This is a genomic window from Flavobacterium magnesitis, assembly GCF_041729735.1.
Lineage (GTDB): Bacteria > Bacteroidota > Bacteroidia > Flavobacteriales > Flavobacteriaceae > Flavobacterium > Flavobacterium magnesitis.
In genome coordinates this window covers 16,583-38,794 of record NZ_JBCFQK010000028.1, presented here as the reverse complement: position 1 = coordinate 38,794, position 22,212 = coordinate 16,583, and the positions used below count along the sequence as shown (strand labels likewise).

19 protein-coding genes are annotated in these 22,212 nt (G+C 34.0%); 6 read left to right on the top strand and 13 right to left on the bottom strand.

Annotated features, from left to right (window positions below):
* The 3 genes from AAGV33_RS14920 to AAGV33_RS14910 all read right to left on the bottom strand — a co-directional run.
* Positions 1-4,002, bottom strand: a 4,002-nt coding sequence (locus AAGV33_RS14920; RefSeq protein ID WP_373393045.1) for a beta strand repeat-containing protein, incomplete at its 3' end; no start/stop codon positions are given.
* 7 nt (positions 4,003-4,009) lie between these two features.
* Entirely contained in the window at positions 4,010-4,639 is a 630-nt protein-coding gene (locus AAGV33_RS14915; RefSeq protein WP_373393043.1) for a hypothetical protein, read from the bottom strand.
* Complete coding sequence (locus AAGV33_RS14910; protein ID WP_373393041.1) at positions 4,636-5,106, bottom strand: T9SS type A sorting domain-containing protein; 471 nt, start codon at positions 5,104-5,106, stop codon at positions 4,636-4,638. The genes AAGV33_RS14915 and AAGV33_RS14910 overlap by 4 nt, the downstream gene beginning before the upstream one ends.
* Before the next feature lie 673 nt (positions 5,107-5,779).
* Here AAGV33_RS14910 and AAGV33_RS14905 point away from each other — a divergent pair.
* From AAGV33_RS14905 to AAGV33_RS14880, 6 genes are all read left to right on the top strand, one after another.
* Positions 5,780-6,571, top strand: coding sequence for a helix-turn-helix domain-containing protein (locus AAGV33_RS14905; RefSeq protein ID WP_373393040.1), 792 nt, complete (start codon positions 5,780-5,782; stop codon positions 6,569-6,571).
* 292 nt (positions 6,572-6,863) lie between these two features.
* Positions 6,864-10,382 carry a molybdopterin-dependent oxidoreductase gene (locus AAGV33_RS14900; RefSeq protein ID WP_373393047.1) on the top strand — a complete coding sequence of 1,173 codons (3,519 nt, stop codon included), beginning with the start codon at positions 6,864-6,866 and terminating at the stop codon, positions 10,380-10,382.
* Positions 10,383-10,468: 86 nt separating this feature from the next.
* Positions 10,469-11,911, top strand: a complete 1,443-nt coding sequence (locus tag AAGV33_RS14895; RefSeq protein WP_373393039.1) for a rubredoxin — start codon at positions 10,469-10,471, stop codon at positions 11,909-11,911.
* A gap of 29 nt (positions 11,912-11,940) precedes the next feature.
* Positions 11,941-12,492, top strand: a complete 552-nt coding sequence (locus AAGV33_RS14890) for an acyl-CoA thioesterase (protein ID WP_373393037.1) — start codon at positions 11,941-11,943, stop codon at positions 12,490-12,492.
* 203 nt (positions 12,493-12,695) lie between these two features.
* Positions 12,696-12,938 (top strand): DUF6364 family protein, encoded by a 243-nt coding sequence (locus tag AAGV33_RS14885; protein ID WP_373393036.1) that lies wholly within the window; start codon positions 12,696-12,698, stop codon positions 12,936-12,938.
* Entirely contained in the window at positions 12,938-13,345 is a 408-nt protein-coding gene (locus tag AAGV33_RS14880) for a type II toxin-antitoxin system VapC family toxin (protein ID WP_373393034.1), read from the top strand. Before AAGV33_RS14885 ends, AAGV33_RS14880 begins: the two co-directional genes overlap by 1 nt.
* Here AAGV33_RS14880 and moaA read toward each other — a convergent pair whose 3' ends face one another.
* The 10 genes from moaA to rocD form a co-directional block, all read right to left on the bottom strand.
* Entirely contained in the window at positions 13,346-14,353 is a 1,008-nt protein-coding gene (gene moaA / locus AAGV33_RS14875) for a GTP 3',8-cyclase MoaA (protein ID WP_373393032.1), read from the bottom strand.
* On the bottom strand, positions 14,340-15,254 hold the full coding sequence (gene moaCB / locus AAGV33_RS14870; protein WP_373393030.1) for a bifunctional molybdenum cofactor biosynthesis protein MoaC/MoaB: 915 nt from the start codon (positions 15,252-15,254) through the stop codon (positions 14,340-14,342). The genes moaA and moaCB overlap by 14 nt, the downstream gene beginning before the upstream one ends.
* A gap of 2 nt (positions 15,255-15,256) precedes the next feature.
* Positions 15,257-15,688, bottom strand: a complete 432-nt coding sequence (locus tag AAGV33_RS14865) for a molybdenum cofactor biosynthesis protein MoaE (RefSeq protein WP_373393028.1) — start codon at positions 15,686-15,688, stop codon at positions 15,257-15,259.
* Between the two features lie 166 nt (positions 15,689-15,854).
* Positions 15,855-16,919, bottom strand: a complete 1,065-nt coding sequence (locus AAGV33_RS14860; RefSeq protein ID WP_373393026.1) for a ThiF family adenylyltransferase — start codon at positions 16,917-16,919, stop codon at positions 15,855-15,857.
* A 31-nt stretch (positions 16,920-16,950) separates the two neighbouring features.
* Positions 16,951-17,187, bottom strand: coding sequence for a MoaD/ThiS family protein (locus AAGV33_RS14855; protein WP_373393024.1), 237 nt, complete (start codon positions 17,185-17,187; stop codon positions 16,951-16,953).
* Positions 17,187-17,987: a uroporphyrinogen-III C-methyltransferase gene (gene cobA / locus AAGV33_RS14850; RefSeq protein WP_373393023.1), complete on the bottom strand. Its 801-nt coding sequence runs from the start codon at positions 17,985-17,987 to the stop codon at positions 17,187-17,189. The genes AAGV33_RS14855 and cobA overlap by 1 nt, the downstream gene beginning before the upstream one ends.
* 5 nt (positions 17,988-17,992) lie before the next feature.
* Positions 17,993-18,562 (bottom strand): molybdenum cofactor guanylyltransferase, encoded by a 570-nt coding sequence (locus tag AAGV33_RS14845; RefSeq protein ID WP_373393021.1) that lies wholly within the window; start codon positions 18,560-18,562, stop codon positions 17,993-17,995.
* Between the two features lie 7 nt (positions 18,563-18,569).
* The gene (locus tag AAGV33_RS14840; RefSeq protein ID WP_373393020.1) at positions 18,570-19,742 is read right to left on the bottom strand and encodes a molybdopterin molybdotransferase MoeA; all 1,173 of its coding nucleotides are present in this window, start codon (positions 19,740-19,742) and stop codon (positions 18,570-18,572) included.
* Between the two features lie 228 nt (positions 19,743-19,970).
* Complete coding sequence (locus tag AAGV33_RS14835) at positions 19,971-20,933, bottom strand: arginase (RefSeq protein WP_373393019.1); 963 nt, start codon at positions 20,931-20,933, stop codon at positions 19,971-19,973.
* A 6-nt stretch (positions 20,934-20,939) separates the two neighbouring features.
* Positions 20,940-22,190 carry an ornithine--oxo-acid transaminase gene (gene rocD / locus AAGV33_RS14830; RefSeq protein ID WP_373393017.1) on the bottom strand — a complete coding sequence of 417 codons (1,251 nt, stop codon included), beginning with the start codon at positions 22,188-22,190 and terminating at the stop codon, positions 20,940-20,942.
* Positions 22,191-22,212: the final 22 nt, after the last annotated feature.

Genomic DNA, 22,212 nt, shown 5'->3' with positions numbered 1-22,212 from the left:
GAAAGCTGTGGTTGCTAAAGCTGTTGTATTATTTCCTGCGGTTTGAGTTACTCCAATTGTTCCTGTTGGCAAAGATGGCGTTCCTGTAAAAGTAGGAGACGCAGATAAAACCACACTTCCTGTTCCCGTTTCGTCTGAAATCACTCCAGCAAATTCAGCTGAAGTAGTTGCTGATAAGGCGCTTAATTTATCAGTGGTTACTACCAATGTTTTTGATGTTGGAATACTCGTGCCGTTCACACTAGTGGCTGTAGCTACTCCCAAAACTGGCGTTACTAAAGTTGGCGAAGCTGATAAAACAACTGACCCTGTTCCAGTTGATGTTGTTACTCCTGTACCCCCATTAATTACTGCTACAACTCCATTTACATTTGTTGCATTTCCGAGTACATTTCCAACAACATTTCCAATAACGTTTCCAACTAAATTTGATGCCACAGTGGTAGCAGATATATTTACAGCTGTTATCGTACCTGTAAATACTGGTGAACTAGATCTTACAACGTCTCCAGTACCTGTTGTTGAAATTTCTTCAACAATTCCTGTACCAGTTGTTGCTCTTCCCAATACTTTACCACTATTAACATTTTGTATCTTAGCATAAGTAACATTTGCATCTAAAATCTTTGCAGAAGTTACTGCATCTGTTGCGATATCAACAGTCGAAATTGTTCCATCTTTAATCATTGAACTGACTACTTTACTCTCACCAATTGTACTTACACCAGCGTTGTTGATAGTAACATCACCTGTCAAAGTAACTTCGGTAGCTAAATCACTTGCGTTTCCTAAATATATTTTTCCATCTGCGAGAGAATTAATTGCCGCCACTTCACTATCAACATACGATTTTACCGATTTAACACTTGGATATTTGATATCAGAAGTTCCGTCTGTAGCAACATCGGTACTTTTATTGGCGGTATTTTCTTTTAAGTCTAAAGCTGTTTGTGTCGCTGTTGAAACTGGTTTGTCTAAATCAGAAGTATTATCAACACTATCTAAACCAACCATGCTTCTAGTAATTCCTGAAACCGTTCCTGTAAATGTTGGAGATTCTAAATTCGCTTTCAAATCCAAGGCTGTTTGTGTAGTTGTAGAAACAGGTTTGTTTGCATCTGAAGTGTTGTCTACATTCGCTAAACCTACCATCGTTTTGTCAATTCCACTTACAGTTCCTGTGAATGTTGGAGATTCCAAATTCGCTTTCAAATCCAATTCCGTTTGTGTAGCCGTTGAAACCGGTTTGTCTGAATCAGAAGTATTATCAACACTATCTAAACCAACCATGCTTCTAGTAATTCCTGAAACCGTTCCTGTAAATGTTGGAGATTCCAAATTCGCTTTCAAATCCAATTCCGTTTGTGTAGCCGTTGAAACCGGTTTGTCTAAATCAGAAGTATTATCAACACTATCTAAACCAACCATCGTTTTGTCAATTCCGCTTACGGTTCCAGTGAATGTTGGCGAAGCTAATGTTGCATAATTATTAGAATCTACAGTGCCATCAGCTTTTAAAAATTGTGAAGATGTACCACCAAATTTAATAAATGAAGTAGCCGAAACTGCACTAGTAAAACGTCCGTCTCCTTCAACATCTAATTGATATGAAGGAGAATAATTTGCACCTATACCAAATCTCCCTTCTTCATCAATTATTAATCTTGAACAACAACCACCTTGATGGAGAGTAAATCCTGAACCATTTGTACCGAATTCCCATACACTTGAACCATTTAGAGTTAAAGACGGAACTTTGAAATTAGACGAAAAATCCCCTGTTATTCCTCTTACTGTTCCTGTGAATGTTGGAGATTCCAAATTTGCTTTTAAATCTAATGCATTGTTAGTAGTAACCTCATTAGCATCAACATCTGACTGAACCGCTTCAATATTTGTTTGTAATATATTATCGGCAGTAGTACGATTGGTTGTTTCTAAAACTAAATCTGCTGCGATTTGAGCTTCTGCATTGGTTGCTCTTGTAACTTCTGTAGCTAAATTTGTGGTTAATGTATTATCGGCAGTAGTACGATTAGTTGTTTCTAAAACTAAATCTGCTGCGATTTGAGCTTCTGCATTGGTTGCTCTTGCAACTTCCGTAGCTAAATTTGTCGTTAATGTAGCGTCAGCATTTGTACGATTGGTCGTTTCGGTAAGCAAATTAGCAGCGATAGCATCTTCAGCATCGGTAGCTCTATCAACTTCTGTAGCTAAATTTGTCGTTAATGTAGCGTCAGCAGTAGTACGATTGGTGGTTTCGGTAAGCAAATTAGCAGCGATAGCATCTTCAGCATCGGTAGCTCTATCAACTTCTGTAGCTAAATTTGTCGTTAATGTATTGTCGGCAGTAGTACGATTGGTGGTTTCGGTAAGCAAATTAGCTGCAATGGCATTTTCGGCATCTGTGGCTCTTGTAACTTCTGTAGCTAAATTTGTTGTTAATGTATTGTCAGCAGTAGTACGATTGGTCGTTTCGGTAAGCAAATTAGCTGCGATAGCATTTTCAGCATCTGTGGCTCTATCAACTTCTGTAGCTAAATTTGTCGTTAATGTATTGTCGGCAGTAGTACGATTGGTTGTTTCGGTAAGCAAATTAGCTGCAATGGCATTTTCGGCATCTGTGGCTCTTGCAACTTCAGTAGCTAAATTTGTCGTTAATGTATTGTCGGCAGTAGTACGATTGGTCGTTTCTAAAACTAAATCTGCTGCGATTTGAGCTTCTGCATTGGTTGCTCTTGCAACTTCAGTAGCTAAATTTGTCGTTAATGTATTGTCGGCAGTAGTACGATTGGTCGTTTCGGTAAGCAAATTAGCAGCGATAGCTTCTTCCGCATCTGTGGCTCTTGCAATTTCCGTAGCTAAATTTGTCGTTAATGTATTGTCGGCAGTAGTACGATTGGTAGTTTCTAAAACTAAATCTGCTGCGATTTGAGCTTCCGCATTGGTTGCTCTTGCAACTTCAGTAGCTAAATTTGTCGTTAATGTATTGTCGGCAGTAGTACGATTGGTCGTTTCGGTAAGCAAATTAGCAGCGATAGCAGCTTCCGCATCTGTGGCTCTATCAACTTCCGTAGCTAAATTTGTCGTTAATGTATTGTCGGCAGTAGTACGATTGGTCGTTTCGGTAAGCAAATTAGCAGCGATAGCAGCTTCCGCATCTGTGGCTCTTGCAACTTCAGTAGCTAAATTTGTCGTTAATGTATTGTCGGCAGTAGTACGATTGGTCGTTTCGGTAAGCAAATTAGCAGCGATAGCATTTTCGGCATCTGTGGCTCTAATAATTTCAGTGTTTAATGCATCTGATACAACTAACAACTTTCCATCAACATACATTTTTACTGATTTCACGCTAGGATACTTTTCATCGGAACCTCCATCAACCTGAACATCGATACTTTTATTGCTAATATCTTCCTTGGTATTTAAAGCTAACTGGGTTGCTGTACTAATTGGTTTATTGATATCTGAAGTATTGTTTACTTGATCTAATTGCAGATTTGTTTTAGCTCCTAGAATACTTGTAGCGTTTGTTCCTCCGTTCTCAATTGCCACAACCCCTGTAACATTTTCTGCATTTATCGCTGAAAATGCCAAAGGAACATAACTAAAATCTTGACTACTGATCTCGATAAAATTGGTGCAACTTCCATCAGTATTAATTCCAACTGACAAACTTTTTTTCGAATTATTCCAAACAATATCTTTAAAAGAAGTTGCATATCCAGCTGTTTGATTTCCAGAACCAATAACAAGATTGACCATACCAAATACGTCTGTGGTAGTTTGTACAGTTTCTTGGTATTCAACATTTGAAAACTCATCTATAAACTTAAATGTCATACAAATATTTTTGTTGACCATAGGGCTTCTCATATTATTAACACCAGGTAACTGCTCACCTTTAGGGTTTAAAATGATTGCCTGATAAGAAATTCCATTATTTTGTGCAAAAGTTTGAGTTGCTACAAAAAGTATAAAAAGTATAATTATTTTTTTCATGTCCTGATTAATTGATGTTGAAATGAAATCCTAATTGCAATTGATTGGTATTAAAAGAAATTTTTTCTCTCGAATCATTCGTTATGTTAACACTTTGTCCAAAATTATACCCTAAACTTAGTGCACCAAATGAGGCTATCTGATACTTAGCCATAAATCCAAGAGAAGATTCTAAAATCAGACCCGAAAACTCATTTTCGTTAATCAAATCATAATACATACCATTAATTTCTTGTTTACCATAAATGATAGTTGCTGCATTTAAACGTGCTTTGGCTAAAAAATCAATTTTATTTTTAGAACCAACAATGTGAGTATAAAATTGATACAACAAAGCACCATGAAGTCCTAAATACTCGGTATCCCAACGATAAGAATTCGCTGAATTTCCTCCAATAGCATTATATTCGTTCAAAGCAATACCAAATGAATACAAAATATTTTTATTCACTAAAGATTTGACAATACCAACTTCATAAAAATTGCCTGTTCCGCTTTGAAGGTTAGGATTCGATTGAAAATTAGCATCCTTGTAGTTGTACTTCGTGTAATTTTTTCCTGAAGCAAAATAAACCTCTTGAGAAAAAACAACTGTTGATACTAGCAAAAAAATAAAAGAAGCGTAGTTTTTTATCATATTTTAATAATTTTAGTATAGTGAGTAATCGTTTGAGAGCGCAATTGAACTAGGTATTCAGACCTGGGTAAATTCAATAATTGAATAGTTAAAATAGCATCTTTCAACTGTCCTTTTCCTTGATATACCATTCTACCACTGACATCAAAAACAGAAATGGAAACTTCTTCATCAATAGATTTTGAAAACTGAAAATGTACTACATCCTTAAAAGGATTCGGATAAGTCAAAATTTTTATTTCATTTTTTTTACTTTCAGTAATGTAAGACGCCCACAAACTTTGTTGAAATCCTTGAATAACTTCAACTTCTCGATTCGAACTTCCAATGGTGCTTTGTTGAGCAATAGTTTGACTAATTATATATCCATTAGCTAACTCTTTTGTGCTTCCTTGGGAGGATAACATCTGGTGGTGCAAAACTTGTCCGTAGAATGGAAAACTAAAAAACAGTAGCAAGTACTTCATGATAATATTTTTAGACAATATTAACAATAAAATCGCATTTCATCGGTGTTTTTATACCATTCACCTAGTTTTAAAGCAAAACAGTAACACATTTTCAGTTTTTAGTAACACATTTGTTAAAATAATTTGGAAATTGAAAGGTATTATTTTCAAAAAATTTAGAAGAAATTAACATAATAATGCAGTTCATCGATAATTTTGATATAAATTTGAGTGTTTTTCATTTTTTAGTAAACGATATATAATTTTAATTCTGATACAAAATTTACTTACTTAACTCTTTTAAAAATATTTATAGATGTTATTAAACTCCTTATGTGTTATCACAGGGTTAATTGGATTTCTCATCGCTGTTATACTTTTTCTTAATAAAAAATCAAACCCTATAATGAATATTTATATGGTTTTATTAATTTTTATAATCTCTTGCCGCTTTTTTATTTATGGAATTATCAATTTAATTTCTAATAATGAAATTATAAATATTTACATAAAATATTCTAATTTAACGTCAGTTGTTATACCAATATGCTATCTGTATTTTCAAAATTTAGGCGTCAAAAAACAATTTAATCCAAAAGAATTATTACATTTTTTATTTCCTATTGGTTATTTTTTCATCACTTTTGAAATTTATAATTATGTAACTCCTACATTTTCAATAAGGCTTTCTATGCTTTTGATTTTTCTAACTTTTCTGCTTAACTACATCTATTTAAGTTATACTCTTCTAAAAAATAATGTTTGGGATAAAAGTTTCGAAAACAAAACCATCAAAAAACAAAACAAAAAAATATACAACTGGACACTATTTTTATTTATCGCATTGATATTAGCTTCAATACGACTTTCCGTTTCCTTATTCATCGAAATATCTCAAAATGGAACAACTAAAGGTCTTAGTTTTCAATGGATCTCTTCTCTAATTTGGATTGCTATTCTAATTAAAATATTGGTTACACCAGAAATTCTTTATGGCTATAACCTTTTAAATGAAAAATTGAAAGAAAACAGAAACTCTAATTTAGTATTTAATGAAATTTGGCAAATACAACCCATTTGTGAAATTAAAAATGCACAACACCTTATTTTAAAAGAAAAAATCGATAATAATCTCCAAAATTATTTTGAAGAGATTGAAAAGATAGCATTACATTTTGACGCTTTTAGAAATCCAAAATTAACTCTTACCGATTTAGCAACTAAACTTAGTATTCCTAAAAGTCATCTTTCTTATTTATTCAAATACCACGCTACAATCTCTTTTTCGGAATATAAAAAAGTGATTCGAATTCAAGATGCAATTAAACTCATTGAAGAAGGTTACTTAAAAAATAATACTTTAGATTCTCTTTCAAAAAAAATCGGATTTACTTCCTACAATCCTTTTTTTACCAGCTTTAAAGACATAATAGGAATTCCTCCTTTAGAATATATAAACCAAATTAATTCGGTAGCTATTTAAGTTTCATAGATTTTTCTTTAAAACTGCTCTTTCCTTGCTTAAACTTTTGTGCATTTCTATCAGAAAACAGCAAATATCTTTAATAGCTGAAATACTCTTTTTTAATTAATAATTATTTTTCGAACCAAAAAAAAGATAAAAAGCATTATTTTAGACTTCTTTTATCTATTCATCAAACTTATAAAATTAATTAAAAAAATACGTATTTATACTTAATTAATACTTATTTTTACATTTCAAAACTCTAGTTCAAGAGTTAAATAGATTACATTATTAAAAAAGACAGAGGATGATGCAAAATTCAGAAATCAAAACTACCTGTTCATACTGTGGAGTAGGATGCGGAATCATTGTTACCAAAGATGCTACCAATGGAGTTATGGTAAAAGGAGATCAAGACCATCCTGTAAATAGAGGAATGCTTTGTTCTAAAGGAATGAATCTTCACTATGTTGCTAATGACACTTCCGACAGAATTCTATATCCTAAAATGCGTTGGAGTAAATCACATCCCATGGAACGTGTGAGCTGGGATGATGGTTTAGATCGTGCCGCTGCTGTATTTTCTTCAATAATAAAAAAACACGGTCCTGATAGTGTAGGTTTTTATATTTCTGGCCAATGTTTAACAGAAGAATATTATTTAGTAAATAAACTGGTAAAAGGTTTTCTAAAAACCAATAATATAGATACCAATTCACGTCTTTGCATGAGTTCAGCAGTGGCGGGCTACAAAAAAACCTTTGGAGAAGACTCTGTTCCCATTGCTTATGATGACATTGAGTTAGCCGATACTTTCTTAATCACTGGTGCAAATCCGGCTTGGTGCCACCCTATTCTGTTCAGACGTTTAGAGCAACACCGTGAGAAAAATCCAAAAGTAAAAGTAATTGTAATTGATCCCAGAAAAACCGATACTGCCTTAACTGCCGATTTGCATTTGCAAATTCTTCCCGGAAGTGATATTATTTTATATCATGCTATGGCAAAAAGAATTATCGAAAAAGGCTATACCGATAATAATTTCATCAGGAAACATACTGAAAATTTTGAGGCCTACAAAAATTTAGTATTGTCAACCTCATTAGAAAAAGCCTCTCAATTGTGCGGAATTTCCATCAAAGAAATTGATTTAGCTGTAGATTTAATAGGTAAAGCTGAAGGTTTTCTTTCGCTTTGGGCTATGGGATTGAATCAAAGTGCTGTAGGAGTGGATAAAAACACGGCTTTATTGAATATTTCATTACTAACAGGACACGTTGGAAAACCAGGTTCTGGACCTTTTTCTTTAACAGGACAACCTAACGCTATGGGCGGAAGAGAAGTGGGCGGAATGGCAAATTTACTAGCAGTACACCGTGAATTAGCGAATCCAGAACACCGTCAGGAAGTAGCTGATTTTTGGGGTGTAGATGGTATTTCAGAAAAACCTGGGCTAACCGCAACAGAAATGTTTGAAGCCTTAGAGTCTGGGAAAATGAAAGCCATTTGGATTATCTGTACCAATCCAATGGTAAGTTTACCCGATTCTAGACGAGTGGAAAAAGCCTTGAAAAACGCCAAATTTGTTGTGGTTCAGGAAATATCACACAATGCCGATACCGCTAAATTTGCCGATTTACTCCTTCCCGCAGCGGGATGGTTAGAAAAAGATGGTACAATGACTAATTCCGAAAGACGAATTTCTTATTTACCGAAAGGAATTAATGCTCCTGGCGAAGCCCTAGCCGATATTGAAATCCTAACTCGATTTGCAAAAAAAATGGGGTTCAGTGGCTTTAATTTCAATACCGCCGAAGAAGTTTACAAGGAATATTGTCAAATGACAAAAAATACTAATATTGACATTTCCTACCTGAATTATAATCGACTAAAATACGAAGGTACTTTTCAATGGCCTGTTCCTGATTATGGACATCCGGGAACGCCACGTCTTTTTACAGATAGAAAGTTTTATACCCCTTCGCAAAAAGCCATTTTCAATTTGCCTGCAACTATTGAAAATACTTCAGAAAAACCCGATGATAAATTTCCATTTATACTTACCACAGGTCGTATTAGAGACCAATGGCACACGATGACTAAAACCGGAAAAGTTTCAAGATTGCTATCACATATTCCTAATCCATTATTAGAAATCAATCCTATTGATGCTTTTAAAACAGGAATAGAAAATGGAGATGTAGTAGTAATTAGCAGTAAAAATGGAGATGTTCGGGTAAAAGCAAATGTTACCGATACGATTAAAGAAGGCGTTGTTTTTTTACCAATGCACTGGGGAAAACAATTAGAAAACGACTTAAACAGAGCCAACAACCTTACTAATACGCTTGTTGATCCTATTTCTAAAGAACCTGATTTTAAATACACTGCAGTTGCGGTAAAGAAATATGAAAAACCTTTTCAAAAAATAGCCATTGTAGGTGCTGGAGCCGCTGCTTTTAGATTCATACAAAACTACCGAGAATTAAATTCAACTGATGAAATTGTAGTTTTTTCAAACGAAGCCAATCCTTTTTACAACCGTGTGCTGTTGCCTGAATATGTTACAAATGAATTGTCTTGGGAAAGTTTATTAAAAATAAAAAGCGACGATGGTTTAAGCAAATTAAACATTACTTTGAAATCGTCTGTAGGAATAGATAATATCGACACTACCAATAAAATAATCAAAGACAGCCATGGCGAAACCCACACTTTTGACCGATTAATTTTGGCTACAGGAAGTCGTCCTTTTGTTCCGGAAAATGCACAATTACACCTTCCGGGCCGTTTTACCATGCGTAGAAAAGAAGATGCTGATAAATTAAAAAACTATTTAGACCAAACTAATTTGGCTTCCGAAGACCAACATGTTGTAATTGTAGGTGGTGGTTTATTAGGTCTCGAATTGGCAGCAGCCTTAAAGCATAAAAAAGTAAAAATCACCATTATTCAAAGGGCTTCTCGATTAATGGAACGTCAATTGGATCGTATTTCTTGCAAATTATTAGCCGAAGAAGTTCAGCTTCGTGATATTCAAATTTATTTTGACAATGAAGTCAGTACTGTTTTCGAATCAGATAATGACAATGAACTAGAAATTGCACTAAAAAGTGGTCGAATATTAACCGCAAACGCCATTGTTTACGCCATTGGAACAATTCCAAACATAGAAATTGCTAAAGAATCCGGAATTGCCTGTGGTCGCGGAGTGAAAGTCAATCAATATTTACAATCGTCTAATCCAGATATTTTTGCCATAGGTGAAATTGCTGAATTCAACGGAAAATTATTCGGAATTACCTCTGCTGCTGAAGAACAAGCCGATGTTTTAGCCAACTTTTTTGCAGGAGATATTAGTAGTTATTACAAAGGTTCGGTATTGATGAACATTCTAAAACTGGAAGACATTAATCTTTGCAGTATTGGCGAAGTCAGCATTCCTGAAAATGACGATAGTTACGAAGAAATTATCTTTGCCGATTTGAAAAAACGCTATTACAAAAAATGCATTGTTAAAGACGATTTGTTAGTAGGTGCTATTTTGATGGGGGATAAAAACGAATTTGCCGAATTCAAAACCATGATTGAAAGCAAAATCGAATTGTCAGGCAAACGAAACCAACTTTTAAGAGGAAGCAGTGCTACTGCAAAACCTGTTGTGGGTAAATTAGTTTGCTCTTGCAGCCAGGTAGGAAGCGGTAATATCGAAGAAGCAATTAAATCGGGAACTACTAATTTCACTGAATTATGTAAATCTACGGGAGCTGGTTTAGGCTGCGGAAGTTGTAAAACCGAAGTGAAAGAAATATTAGCTAAATGTAAATGAGTTGAAGAGTCCTTAGTACCTAGTCCCTAGTTTTTCAAACAACTAAGGACTAAAAACTAAGGACTAAGGACTAAAAAAACAAGAACATGGAAGTAACACGATTAATAGTAAAGGGAGGCGTTATTTCGCCAGGCGAATTACGCAACATTGTCAATATAAGTTTAGCACAAGGACTAAAAGACATTTCCTTTGGTTCCAGACAAGATATTATTTTTCCTAATGGATTTGAATATTCCGAAACAGAAAATAATGGCAAACTACATATCGTTTATCCTAATGAACAAAGCGGAAATAATATTGTTTCTTCGTATGTATCAACCGATATTTTTAGAAATACCGCTTGGCTTACAGGTAATAAATTCTTATATATTTTAGAACAATTTAAAGAACAACCTGTTTTAAAGGTGAATATTACCGATCCAAAACAACAATTAGTCCCATTATTTACAGGACACATCAATTTTATTGCTTCAGAACATGAAGATTATTGGTATTTGTACATCCGCTTGCCTAATTGGCAACGTATGGAAGTGTATCCAGTATTAATTTACAGCTGGGATATTGCTGAAATCTATTATGAAATCGAACGCATTGTTAGCGAAGAATCCATGGGAATTGATATGATTTTTAATTTGGTTAGCGAAAATTTGGATACCAATAATAGAACTATGGACAAAAGTTTAAACATTCCATTTTATCCTTTTCCATATTATGAAGGAATGAATCGTTTGGGAATTGACCAATATTGGCTTGGCTTGTATTGGAGAAATAATCTTTACGATTTAGAATTTCTAAAAGAAATGTGCGATTTGTGTTTTGATTGTAAAATTGGAAAAATAAGCATCACACCTTGGAAATCCTTCATTATAAAAGGAATTCCAAAAGACCGAAAATTAGACTGGGAAAAATTCCTTGGCAAAAAAGGAATCAATGTCCGTCATTCGCTTTTAGAATTAAACTGGCATTTACCTGTAGCTACCGAATGGTCTTTGAACTTGAAAACTTTTTTAGTGAGAACTTTAGATCAATTCGATATTAGTACTTACGGACTTACTTTTGGAATTTCCGATTACAATCGTGAGGGACATTATTTTACTTCGATTGTCATCGAAAAAAATAAATTGCCAAAAGACCTGGAATCCATCAAAATTAGAGATACTTACAATGTTTTGTATGCCAAACATTTTGACCCAAATACACGAGAATATATCATTCATACACAAGATATTGATAAACTGGAATTGCCAAGTATTCTAATAGAATTGAGTAAAAAATACTTTAACGAGTTAGGAGATACTATTTTAGTTGAAAACAATTCAGCTACAGCTGCGAAAAAAGAAAAGCAAGAACATGATGTGTACCAATGTTCTGAATGTCTTACCATTTATAACTCAGAATACGGAGACGAAGTACAAGGAATAAAGAAAGGTGTTTTGTTCAATGATTTACCCGAAGACTATTGCTGCTCTTTATGTGAATCATCAAAATCTAATTTTGTACTTTTAACGGCTGAAAAACAAGATATTTAAAAACCCAAATTATCAATAAAACTACATTTATGAATACCGAATATAAAACCGTCGATTCTTCAAAAATAACAATCTCGGAATTAATGTTGCCTTCGCACACTAATTTTAGTGGAAAAATTCATGGTGGTTATATTTTATCCCTAATGGACCAAATTGCCTTTGCTTGTGGTTCTAAATTTTCAGGAAATTATTGCGTAACGGCTTCAGTAGATACGGTGAATTTCTTAAAACCTATTGAAGTTGGAGAATTAGTTACCATGAAAGCCAGCGTAAATTACGTGGGAAATAGTTCGATGATTATTGGTATTCGGGTAGAAGCCGAAAACATTCAAACAGGAGTAGTAAAACACTGTAATTCTTCATATTTTACAATGGTTGCCAAAGATAAAACAGGACAAAACGTGTCTGTTCCAGGATTGATTTTAACTACACTTAAAGAAGTAAGTCGTTTTCAAAACTGTTTGAGACAAATTGCTTTGAAAAACGAAAAAGAATATCAAAAAACCATAGCTACTTTTGGATCTATCGAAACAATTTTGAAATCAAACAAATATAAAGTCAAAGTAGATTTTGAAAAATAATGTTGGTATAAACTCGACCGCTTTTTAAATCGGTCGAATCTATAAACAACATCTAAAAACGCAAAGAGCACAGTGTAACGCTGTGCTTTTTGTATTTATAACAATTGTATTTTTATAAATTCAGATTATAAAATTTGTTAAAAAGTATGAAACGTTTTAATCTTACGTGATTATTTTATAATTTTACACGTAAACTATTTATTATGAATACGAAATTAACTTTAAATATCGACCAAAACATAATTGAAGAAGCCAAGTCTTATGCTAAAAACAATAGTGTTAGTCTTTCAAAACTTATTGAAAATTACCTGCTATCAATAACCGCAAAGGATTCTAAAAAAACAAAAATAAGCCCTCTTGTTGAAAGTCTTACAGGAGTTATTTCTCTTGAAGATACGGATTACAAAAAAGAATATGCAGATTACTTATCTAAAAAATATTCTTAATGGATAAAATACTTGTTGACACCAATATCGTTTTAGACTTACTTTCCAAACGGGAAGAATTTTATCAAGAAGCACAAGAATTATTTACATTATCAGATCATAACAATGTAAAACTCTATGTTTCATCCTTAAGTATTGCAAACATTCATTATATATTGTCAAGAAATTTAAAATTAGATGATACGAGAAAAATTTTAATTAAATTCAAAGTACTAGTTGAAGTTTTACCAATGGATGACAAGATTTTAGAACTCGCATTAGTATCTGATTTCAAAGATTTTGAAGATGCCATTCAATATCATACAGCACTAGAAAATGAGTTAGATTTAATTTTAACTCGTAATAAGAAAGATTTTAAAAAATCCGTTCTTCCTGTATTTACAGCTAAAGAATATTTAAAAAAGTAATTACCCCCCAATCGCAATCATAGATCGATTGTCTTGATTTAAAACAGGATTATCAACATCTTCAAGAGTTGTCATTCCTGCTCTTACTTTCTTTTTATTTTTAATCGCTGAGGCAATAATACTTTCAATGGCTTCACCGCTTCTGTAAGGAGTCAATAAATCGGTTTCTGAGTTTGAAAACAAGCAATTCTTGATTTTTCCATTTGCCGTAAGGCGAATTCTATTGCAACCATCACAAAACGGATTCGTAATCGAGCTTATGATTCCGAAGCTTCCCAAGTGTTTTTTTATCTTGAATTCTCTTGCTGTAAAGTTTTTTCCGTCTTCTAATTTCTCCAAATTCGATTCCGAAAAGTGAGCCGAAAGTTGGTTTAAAATTTCCATTTGAGAAACCATTTTGCTCCTGTCCCATTGATTTCCTGCAAAAGGCATGAATTCGATAAAACGAATCGAAATGGGTAAAAACTCGGTTAGATTAATAAAATCGATAATTTCGTTTTCATTAAAACCTTTAATCAAAACCACGTTTACTTTTACTTTAAAATCATTGTTCAGCAGCAAATGCAAATTATCAATTACTTTTTGAAACTGATTGCGAAGTGTAATAGTGTTAAATTTAGAAGCCACTAAAGTATCCAGACTCAAATTGATTTTACGGACTTTAAATTGCTTTAAAACTTCGATATGTCGGTCAATTAGAATTCCGTTTGTAGTTATCGAAATTTCGGTTTCTAATTGAGCTAGTTTTTCAATAATTTCAGGAAAATCTTTTCGCAAAAGCGGTTCTCCTCCTGTTAATCTTATTTTGTCAACTCCATTATTTACAAATGTTTGGGCGATAGCAAAAACCTCGTCAGCGGTCATCAACTCTTTTTTAGGAGTCAATGCAATTCCCTCTGCCGGCATGCAATACGTACAACGCAAATTGCATTTCTCTATTAAAGAAATACGCAAATAGTTGTGTTTACGACCAAAATCATCCGTCAATATGGTGTTATTTGGTATCATGATTACTCCCTTTTAGGATGTGAAAAACATGCAAAACATGCGGAAAAACAGCATCCATAGATTCTCTTGCTCCATTAACAGAACCTGGCAAAGCCAAAACTAAGCTATCGCCAATAGTTCCAGCAACCGAACGTGAAAGCATCGCATACGGCATACGGTCTTGTCCATAATTACGAATCGCTTCTTCAATTCCCGGAATTCTGTTTTCTAATAATGGTTCTAATGCTTCCGGTGTAACATCTCTTGGCGAAAGCCCAGTGCCTCCAGTAAAAATCACCAATTGGTTTTCCTGAACGTATTTTTTAGTTCTGTCTTGAATAAAATCAATCTCATCAGGAATGATTTCATAATGCGTTATTTCAACACCGTAAGATTCTAATTTTTCAACTATCACTTTTCCGGAACGGTCTTCTTTATCTCCTGCAAAAATAGAATCGGAACAAACAAAAACAGCCGCTGTTAAAGCATCACGGAATTTATTTTTATAAGACGACTTCCCTCCTTTTTTCTCCACTAATTTAATAGTCGAAATTTCGATGTTTTTGTCAATTGGTTTTAGCATATCATACATCGTCAACGCCACAATAGATGCGCCGTGCATCGCTTCTACCTCAACTCCGGTTTTATAAACAGTTTTTACCGTAAAAAGAATATCAATCGTTAAATCCTTAATTTCATAAGCTACAGCAGTATATTCAATCGGCAACGGATGACAATCAGGAATAGATAAATGCGTATTTTTTACAGCAAATAAACCCGCAGTTTTAGCCATTTCAAGCACATTGCCTTTGGGAACCAAATTTTTGGCAATAGCTTCAATCGTTTCCGACAAACTGACTTTTACAGTTGCTATGGCTGTTGCCGAACGTAACGTACTTATTTTATGAGTAATATCAACCATTATTATTTATTTTGCTTCCAAATGAAATCTTCATTTTCAAATATTTCTTTACCAAAGATAGGCACATCAGTCTTAATCCAATTCACAATAGCTTCTGTAGCTTCATAAACCTGTGTTCTATGTCCCGCCGAAACAAAGACAAACAAACAAATTTCGCCTGCTTTAACCACGCCTAAACTGTGGTAAATGTGCATACAAACCAAATCAAATTGGGCGAAAGCCTTTTCTCTAACTGCAGTTAAAGCTTCATTTGCCATTTCTTCATAAGCGGTATATTCTATCGCTTTTACTACATTTTCTTCATGAATATCGGCACGAACCTGACCTAAAAAAATATTGTGTGCCCCAATCGTATGCTTCCCTTGATGTTTAGCTATTGAATCGGCTATAAATTCCGGAGAAATTGCTCCTTCTATAAAAACTTTTTTACTCATATTTATATTTTATAAATTGCCCGCTAACAGACTAAACAATGGTACACGGATAACACTGATTTTTACAGATAAAAAACGGATTTTCATTCCTTTTAAAAACAACTCAGTACATTCCTTTTAGCAATTTTCTTTGCGAACTTTGCGAAAAACCTTGTGTCCTTTGCGGTTAAAAAACAGACACTTTTGCCATAACTCCTTCTAATTTTAAAGCACCACCAGCAATACTTTGTACTTTCGAAAATTGATGTTTTTTAAGTATTTCGACTGCTTTTTTACTTCTCACTCCAGATTGACAATACACCAAAATGGTTTTATTCGAATCCAATTGACCTAAATTCTCTTCTAAATCAGAAAGCGGGATTTGAATTGTATTAAGTAAACTTATTTTTGGTAATTCCTCTTTATTTCTAACATCCACAAAAAGAACATCTGGATTTTCCATTTGTTCCAAAGCTTCATTAGCTGTTATTTCTAAAACTGTATTTTCAATTGCATTGTATTTTTTTTCGAAATCCAATCGGCTTACTGCAATCATATTGGTTTTAACCAAATCAAATTTTTGCTGGTCGTTATTGAGCATATTGTAAATCAACAATTCACCCGAAAGTACATTGCCAATTCCAAGAACCATTTTGAAAACTTCATTGGCTTGAAACATTCCAATAATTCCCACTGAAATTCCCATTACTCCAGCATCAACGCAATTTTTACTATTGGAAGATTCATCTGGAAAAAGACAGCGGTATGTAGGTCCGTTTTGAAAATTAAATACCGAAACCTGACCTTGGAATTTATAAATAGAACCGTAAACAAAAGGTTTATTGGTTACAACACAGGCATCGTTAATCAAATATTTGGTATGCAAATTATCAGTCGCATCAACCATAATGTCATACTGTTCGAATAACGGAATGGCATTTTTAGCATTCAAAGTATCGGTAATAGCATTAATTTGTATCAAAGGATTCAAAGACAAAGCCATTTCTCTAGCTTCAAGCGCTTTGGATTTTCCTACGGCATCGCTTTTATAAATTACCTGACGTTGTAGGTTAGAAATTTCAATAAAATCATCATCAATAATCCCTATTTCTCCAATTCCAGCTGCTGCCAAATACGGTAAAATTGCCGCGCCTAAACCACCAGCACCAATAATCAATACCTTAGCTTGACCTAGTTTTTCCTGGCCTTTTTCGCCAACTTCAGGAAGTATAATTTGTCGATTGTATCGCATAATTGCTACCGAATTAGAAAATTATTGTTTTTTAACCTCCAGCAAAGGGAGGCAATAAAGCAACAACATCATTGCTTATTAACATGTAATTATTAGTGTCCTGCACCATTTTTTGATTGACTGCAATGCTGTAAGAAAGCGAAGCCAAATCGTATTTTTGCTCTAATGCATCCACTAATTCCTGTAGAGATGAATTAGAAAAAGGAATGTTTTCTTCCTGCACTTTTGTTTTCTCGGCTACAGCACCAAAATATTTTAGCCTTAGCATTACTCGGTTACGTTTAGGTTTTGAAAAATAAATTCATCTTCAGTGTAAGCCGCTTTAGTAAAAACAGCTAGTTCAGAAGCATGCTTAACCACCTCTCCTATTACAATAATGGCTGGCGAAGCCAATTTGTGTTCGGCTACTAATTTACGAATAGAACTTACCGTTCCTATTACTTTTTTCTGTGTGTCTTTCGTTCCATTTTGAATGATAGCTACTGGTAAATCATCAGTTCTGTTATTTTGATAAATAGATACAATTTCGTCCAGTTTATTCATTCCCATCAAAATCACCACGGTAGCCGACGATTGTGCCGCCAAACTAACATCCATTGACAATTTATGAGCCGAAGTGGTCCCTGTAATTACCCAAAAACTTTCCGAAATTCCGCGTTGTGTTAAACTGATTCCATTAGAAGCCGGAACTCCTAAAGCCGAAGATATTCCAGGAACGATAGCCGTTTGTAAACCATGTTGCTGAGCAAATTCAATTTCTTCACTTCCTCTGCCAAAAACAAATGGATCTCCCCCTTTTAATCGTACCACATGACCGTGTTTTTTAGCCATAACCACAATCAATTCGTTTATTTGATCCTGAGTATAGGCATGACAACCAAAACGCTTCCCTACAAAAACAATCTCAGCTCCTGTAGCAGCATATTGCAATAAATCCTCATTTACTAATGCATCATAAAGTATTGCATCTGCATCTCCTATGGCTTTTATGGCTTTTATGGTAATTAATTCCACATCGCCAGGTCCAGCCCCCACAATTGTCAACTTTGGTGTGTTAGTCTTTTTCATATTCTTCAATATTTGGCATTCAGTTCATTTAATTCGGTAAGTGAATTGACATTTCTAAATTGTTTGCTTCGCTTTCCTGCAACTTCAATTATTTGGTGATTCACTTTTTCTAGCAAGCGCATCATTTTTAAATCATTTTCTTCTATTGCCTTTTTAAGAATCGGAATTATTTTCTTCGAATAAATTCCGATCAAAGGATGAATTTTATTGGCTTCTGAAAAAACAGAAACTTCAAAATCTGTATTATGTTTTGCGATTAATTCCGATAATAATTCTGTCGAAATTAAAGGAATATCACAACTCAATATCAAATTGATTTCAGACTCTGAATGAACCAAAGCCGAATAAATTCCGCCAACAGGTCCTTTGTCTAATTCAATATCTTTTATTTTTTTATAGGACAAATAATCATAATCAGATGTATTTGTCACTAATTGTATTTCATTACTAATGGGCAAAGCCGCTGCAATAATATGCTCTATAAATGGTTTTCCTTGAAAAAGCACCAATCCTTTCTCCGACTGCATTCGGCTGCTTTTGCCTCCACAAAGAATAGATATTGTTACTTTTTCCATTTTTATTTCAATTAAAAGGCAAAACTACCACTTCTTCATTTACTTTTATAGCTGTAACATCATGAGGTACAACAATAAAACCATTTGCAATCGAAAAAGTATTTAACATTGCCGAACTTTGACTTTCTAAAACCGTCACTTTTTCATCCTCATACAAGGCTTTTAAAAACAAGGTCTTTCCAGATGAATTTTTAAAATCTATATTTATTTTTCGCTTCATTTCTGGCAAATGGATCGCTTCAAATCCCATTAACTTTTTCAAAGCAGGAAACGCATATACATAAAAACAAGTCAATGACGAAGCTGGATTTCCTGGTAAAGCAAAAACAATTTTATTTTCCTTTCGTCCAAAAAACAAAGGCTTCCCCGGCTTTTGATTGATCTTATAAAACAACTCCGTCACTCCATTCTCTAATAAAGCTTCTTTGACATAATCATAATCACCAACCGAAATTCCGCCCGAAATCAACACTACATCAAAATTAGCCAGACAACTTTCTACGGTACTGATTGTCTTTTTTAAACTATCTTTTACTTTAAATACAGTTGGTTTATTTATCCCAATTGTCTTTAAAGCTGCTTCCAGCATCAGTGAGTTACTTTCGTAAATCTTTCCTTTCGGCAATTTCTTTCCTGCAGCAACCAATTCGTTTCCCGTAACCAAAATGGCTACTTTAGGTTTTTGATAAACCTTGATTTTTGTAATTCCCAAACAGGCTAAAAAACCGATAGCCGCCGGAGTAATTACTGTATTTACATCAAAAACCAATTCGCCTTTTTTAATTTGTTCTCCTTTAGCTCTTACATTAGCAAAAGCAGCTGGCATTTTTTCTATTTCAAGCAAATTATCTGTTATTCTTGTATGCTCTTGCATTACCACAGTATCAGTATCATCAGGAACAAAAGCACCTGTAAAAATTCGAACTGCTTGATTTTTTTTGATTTCATCATCTAAAAAATCTCCTGCCTGAGCAATATTCACCACTTCCAACTGTGCCAAATTTCCGTGAGTAAAAGCGTATCCATCCATCGCTGACTGACGGAAAGGAGGCATATTTATTGGAGAATAAATGGTTTCTGCCAAAACATATCCCAGTGATTTACTCACTTTGATTTTTGCAATCGGCATTTTAAAACTATTCTCTGCAATTATATTTAAAGCTTCTGCTACTTGAATCATAAAAAAAGTGATTTTAAAACTAAGTATAAATACTTATGCAAATATACGTAATTATGTTTGGTACTATTATAAAATGACAGTTTTAAAGAGCGAAATACAATAAATAAAATTTACCCTCCATAAATTGCGAAAAAACAAATATTTCATTGTTTTTTGTTATAAATTCTTAAAGTCAAATGCTGGAATTTGTTGTTAAGTTGGTAAATATTAGTTGAAAATGGCTAAAAACTATTCCATTGGTAAAACTAAAGTGGATGTAATTTGCTCTAAAACTTCAAAAGCTGTTTCAGCCATTTTATTTCCCTTTGTATCTACAAGCGGATTGATTTCGCAAAATTCGATACAAATTACTTTTCGAGACATAATCATTTGATTGATCATCGCAATCACTTCATATTGGTCAAAACCTTTAGAAACTGGAGTTCCTGTTCCGTTAGAAATTAAATCACAATCCAGAGAATCCACATCAAAAGAAATATAAATCATATCACAATTAGCCAATTGTGCCAATGCTTTTTCGACACAAATTGCTAAACCTTTGTATCGAACTTCCTCAACACTGAAATTCTTAATACCCAATTCCGCTATTTGTTTGTCTTCAGCTTCTTCGGTATCGCGAACACCAAAATAGATTAAATGTTCTGGATCAATCTTAGCCGCCTCAATCCCTATGTGTTTCATTTCTTCCCAATGTTGTTGGGTTTCGGGAATGACTTCGTTAATTTGGCATTTCAAATTATCCAAAGCTAAGGCTGCTGCCAATGGCATACCGTGAATATTTCCAGATGGTGAAGTATAAGGCGAATGCAAATCGGCGTGAGCGTCAATCCAAATTACTCCCAGTGTTTTATGTGGATAAAAAGCTTTAATTCCGCTTATCGTTCCCAATGCCGAAGAATGATCTCCCGACAAAACAACTGGCAAAAAGTTGGCTTCTAAAGTTCTTTTTATAGTATAGGAAACACGAGTACATTGCTCTAAAACAAATTCGATTCGCTTAGCAAATGTATTTCTATTCTTATCATAAATAGTTTCGTTATGCGTTTTTACATCTTCAAAAGTAAATTGGTTAAAATAATCACTCCCGCGATTAATTGCAGCCACTTCTAATGCATCCACTCCTAAATCAGATCCACGAGTTCCACCACCAATATCTGAACGATTTTTTATTAATTTAACAACTCGATCCATAGTGTTTTATTTAAAATCGTTTAATGCTTTTTCAATAATAGAAAGACAATCCTGAATTTGATTTTCGGTAATTACTAATGGTGGCGCTAAACGAATTTTGTTTCCATGAGTAGGTTTAGCAAGCAAACCGTAATCTCTAAATTTCAAACAAATTTCCCAGGCCAAATCAGATTCTTCTTCACAATCAATCACAATAGCATTCAATAATCCTTTTCCTCTTACTAAAGAAATTAAAGGATTTCTGGAAGCAATCGCATTCAATCCGTCTCTTAAAATTACTCCTAAACGTTCTGCGTTTTCGGCTAAATTTTCTTCTTTTACTACTTCAAGCGCAGCAATCGCAACGGCTGCTGCTACAGGATTTCCGCCAAATGTAGAACCGTGTTGTCCTGGTTGAATCACATTCATAATGGCATTATTAGCCAAAACTGCCGAAACAGGATAAACGCCTCCCGACATTGCTTTTCCTAAAATCAAAATATCGGGTTGCACATTTTCATGATGTACCGCTAATAATTTTCCGGTACGAGCAATTCCAGTTTGTACTTCATCAGCAATAAATAATACATTGTGCTTTTCGCATAATGCTTTGGCTTTCGCCAAATAACCTTCGCTTGGAACATAAACTCCTGCTTCACCCTGAATAGGTTCCACCAAAAATCCAGCAATATTTTGAGATGATTCCAATACTTTTTCTAAAGCATCCAAATTATCATATTCTATTTTGATAAAGCCTTCGGTAAAAGGACCGAAACTCTTGCGAGCCGTTTCATCATTCGAAAACGAAATAATAGTTGTCGTTCTTCCATGGAAATTGTTTTCGCAAACAATAATTTGCGCTTGGTTTTTAGCAATTCCTTTTACTTCATACGCCCATTTTCTACACAATTTCAAAGCTGTTTCCACTGCTTCGGCACCAGTATTCATTGGTAAAACCTTGTCAAAACCAAAATATTTAGTTACATATTCTTCATAAACACCCAATTGATCATTATAAAAAGCACGAGAAGTTAAAGTCAGGGTTTGTGCTTGTTTCACCATTGCTCCCACAATTTTAGGATGACAATGTCCTTGGTTAACTGCGGAATAGGCTGATAAAAAATCATAATACTGTTTTCCATCTACATCCCACACAAACACTCCTTCGCCTCTTTCAAGAACTACTGGCAAGGGATGATAATTATGCGCACCATAGTTGTTTTCTTTATTAATTAAGGCTTCTGATTTTGAAGAAAGTATTTGTTGCATTTGTTCCATGATAAATTTATTATGTTCTAAA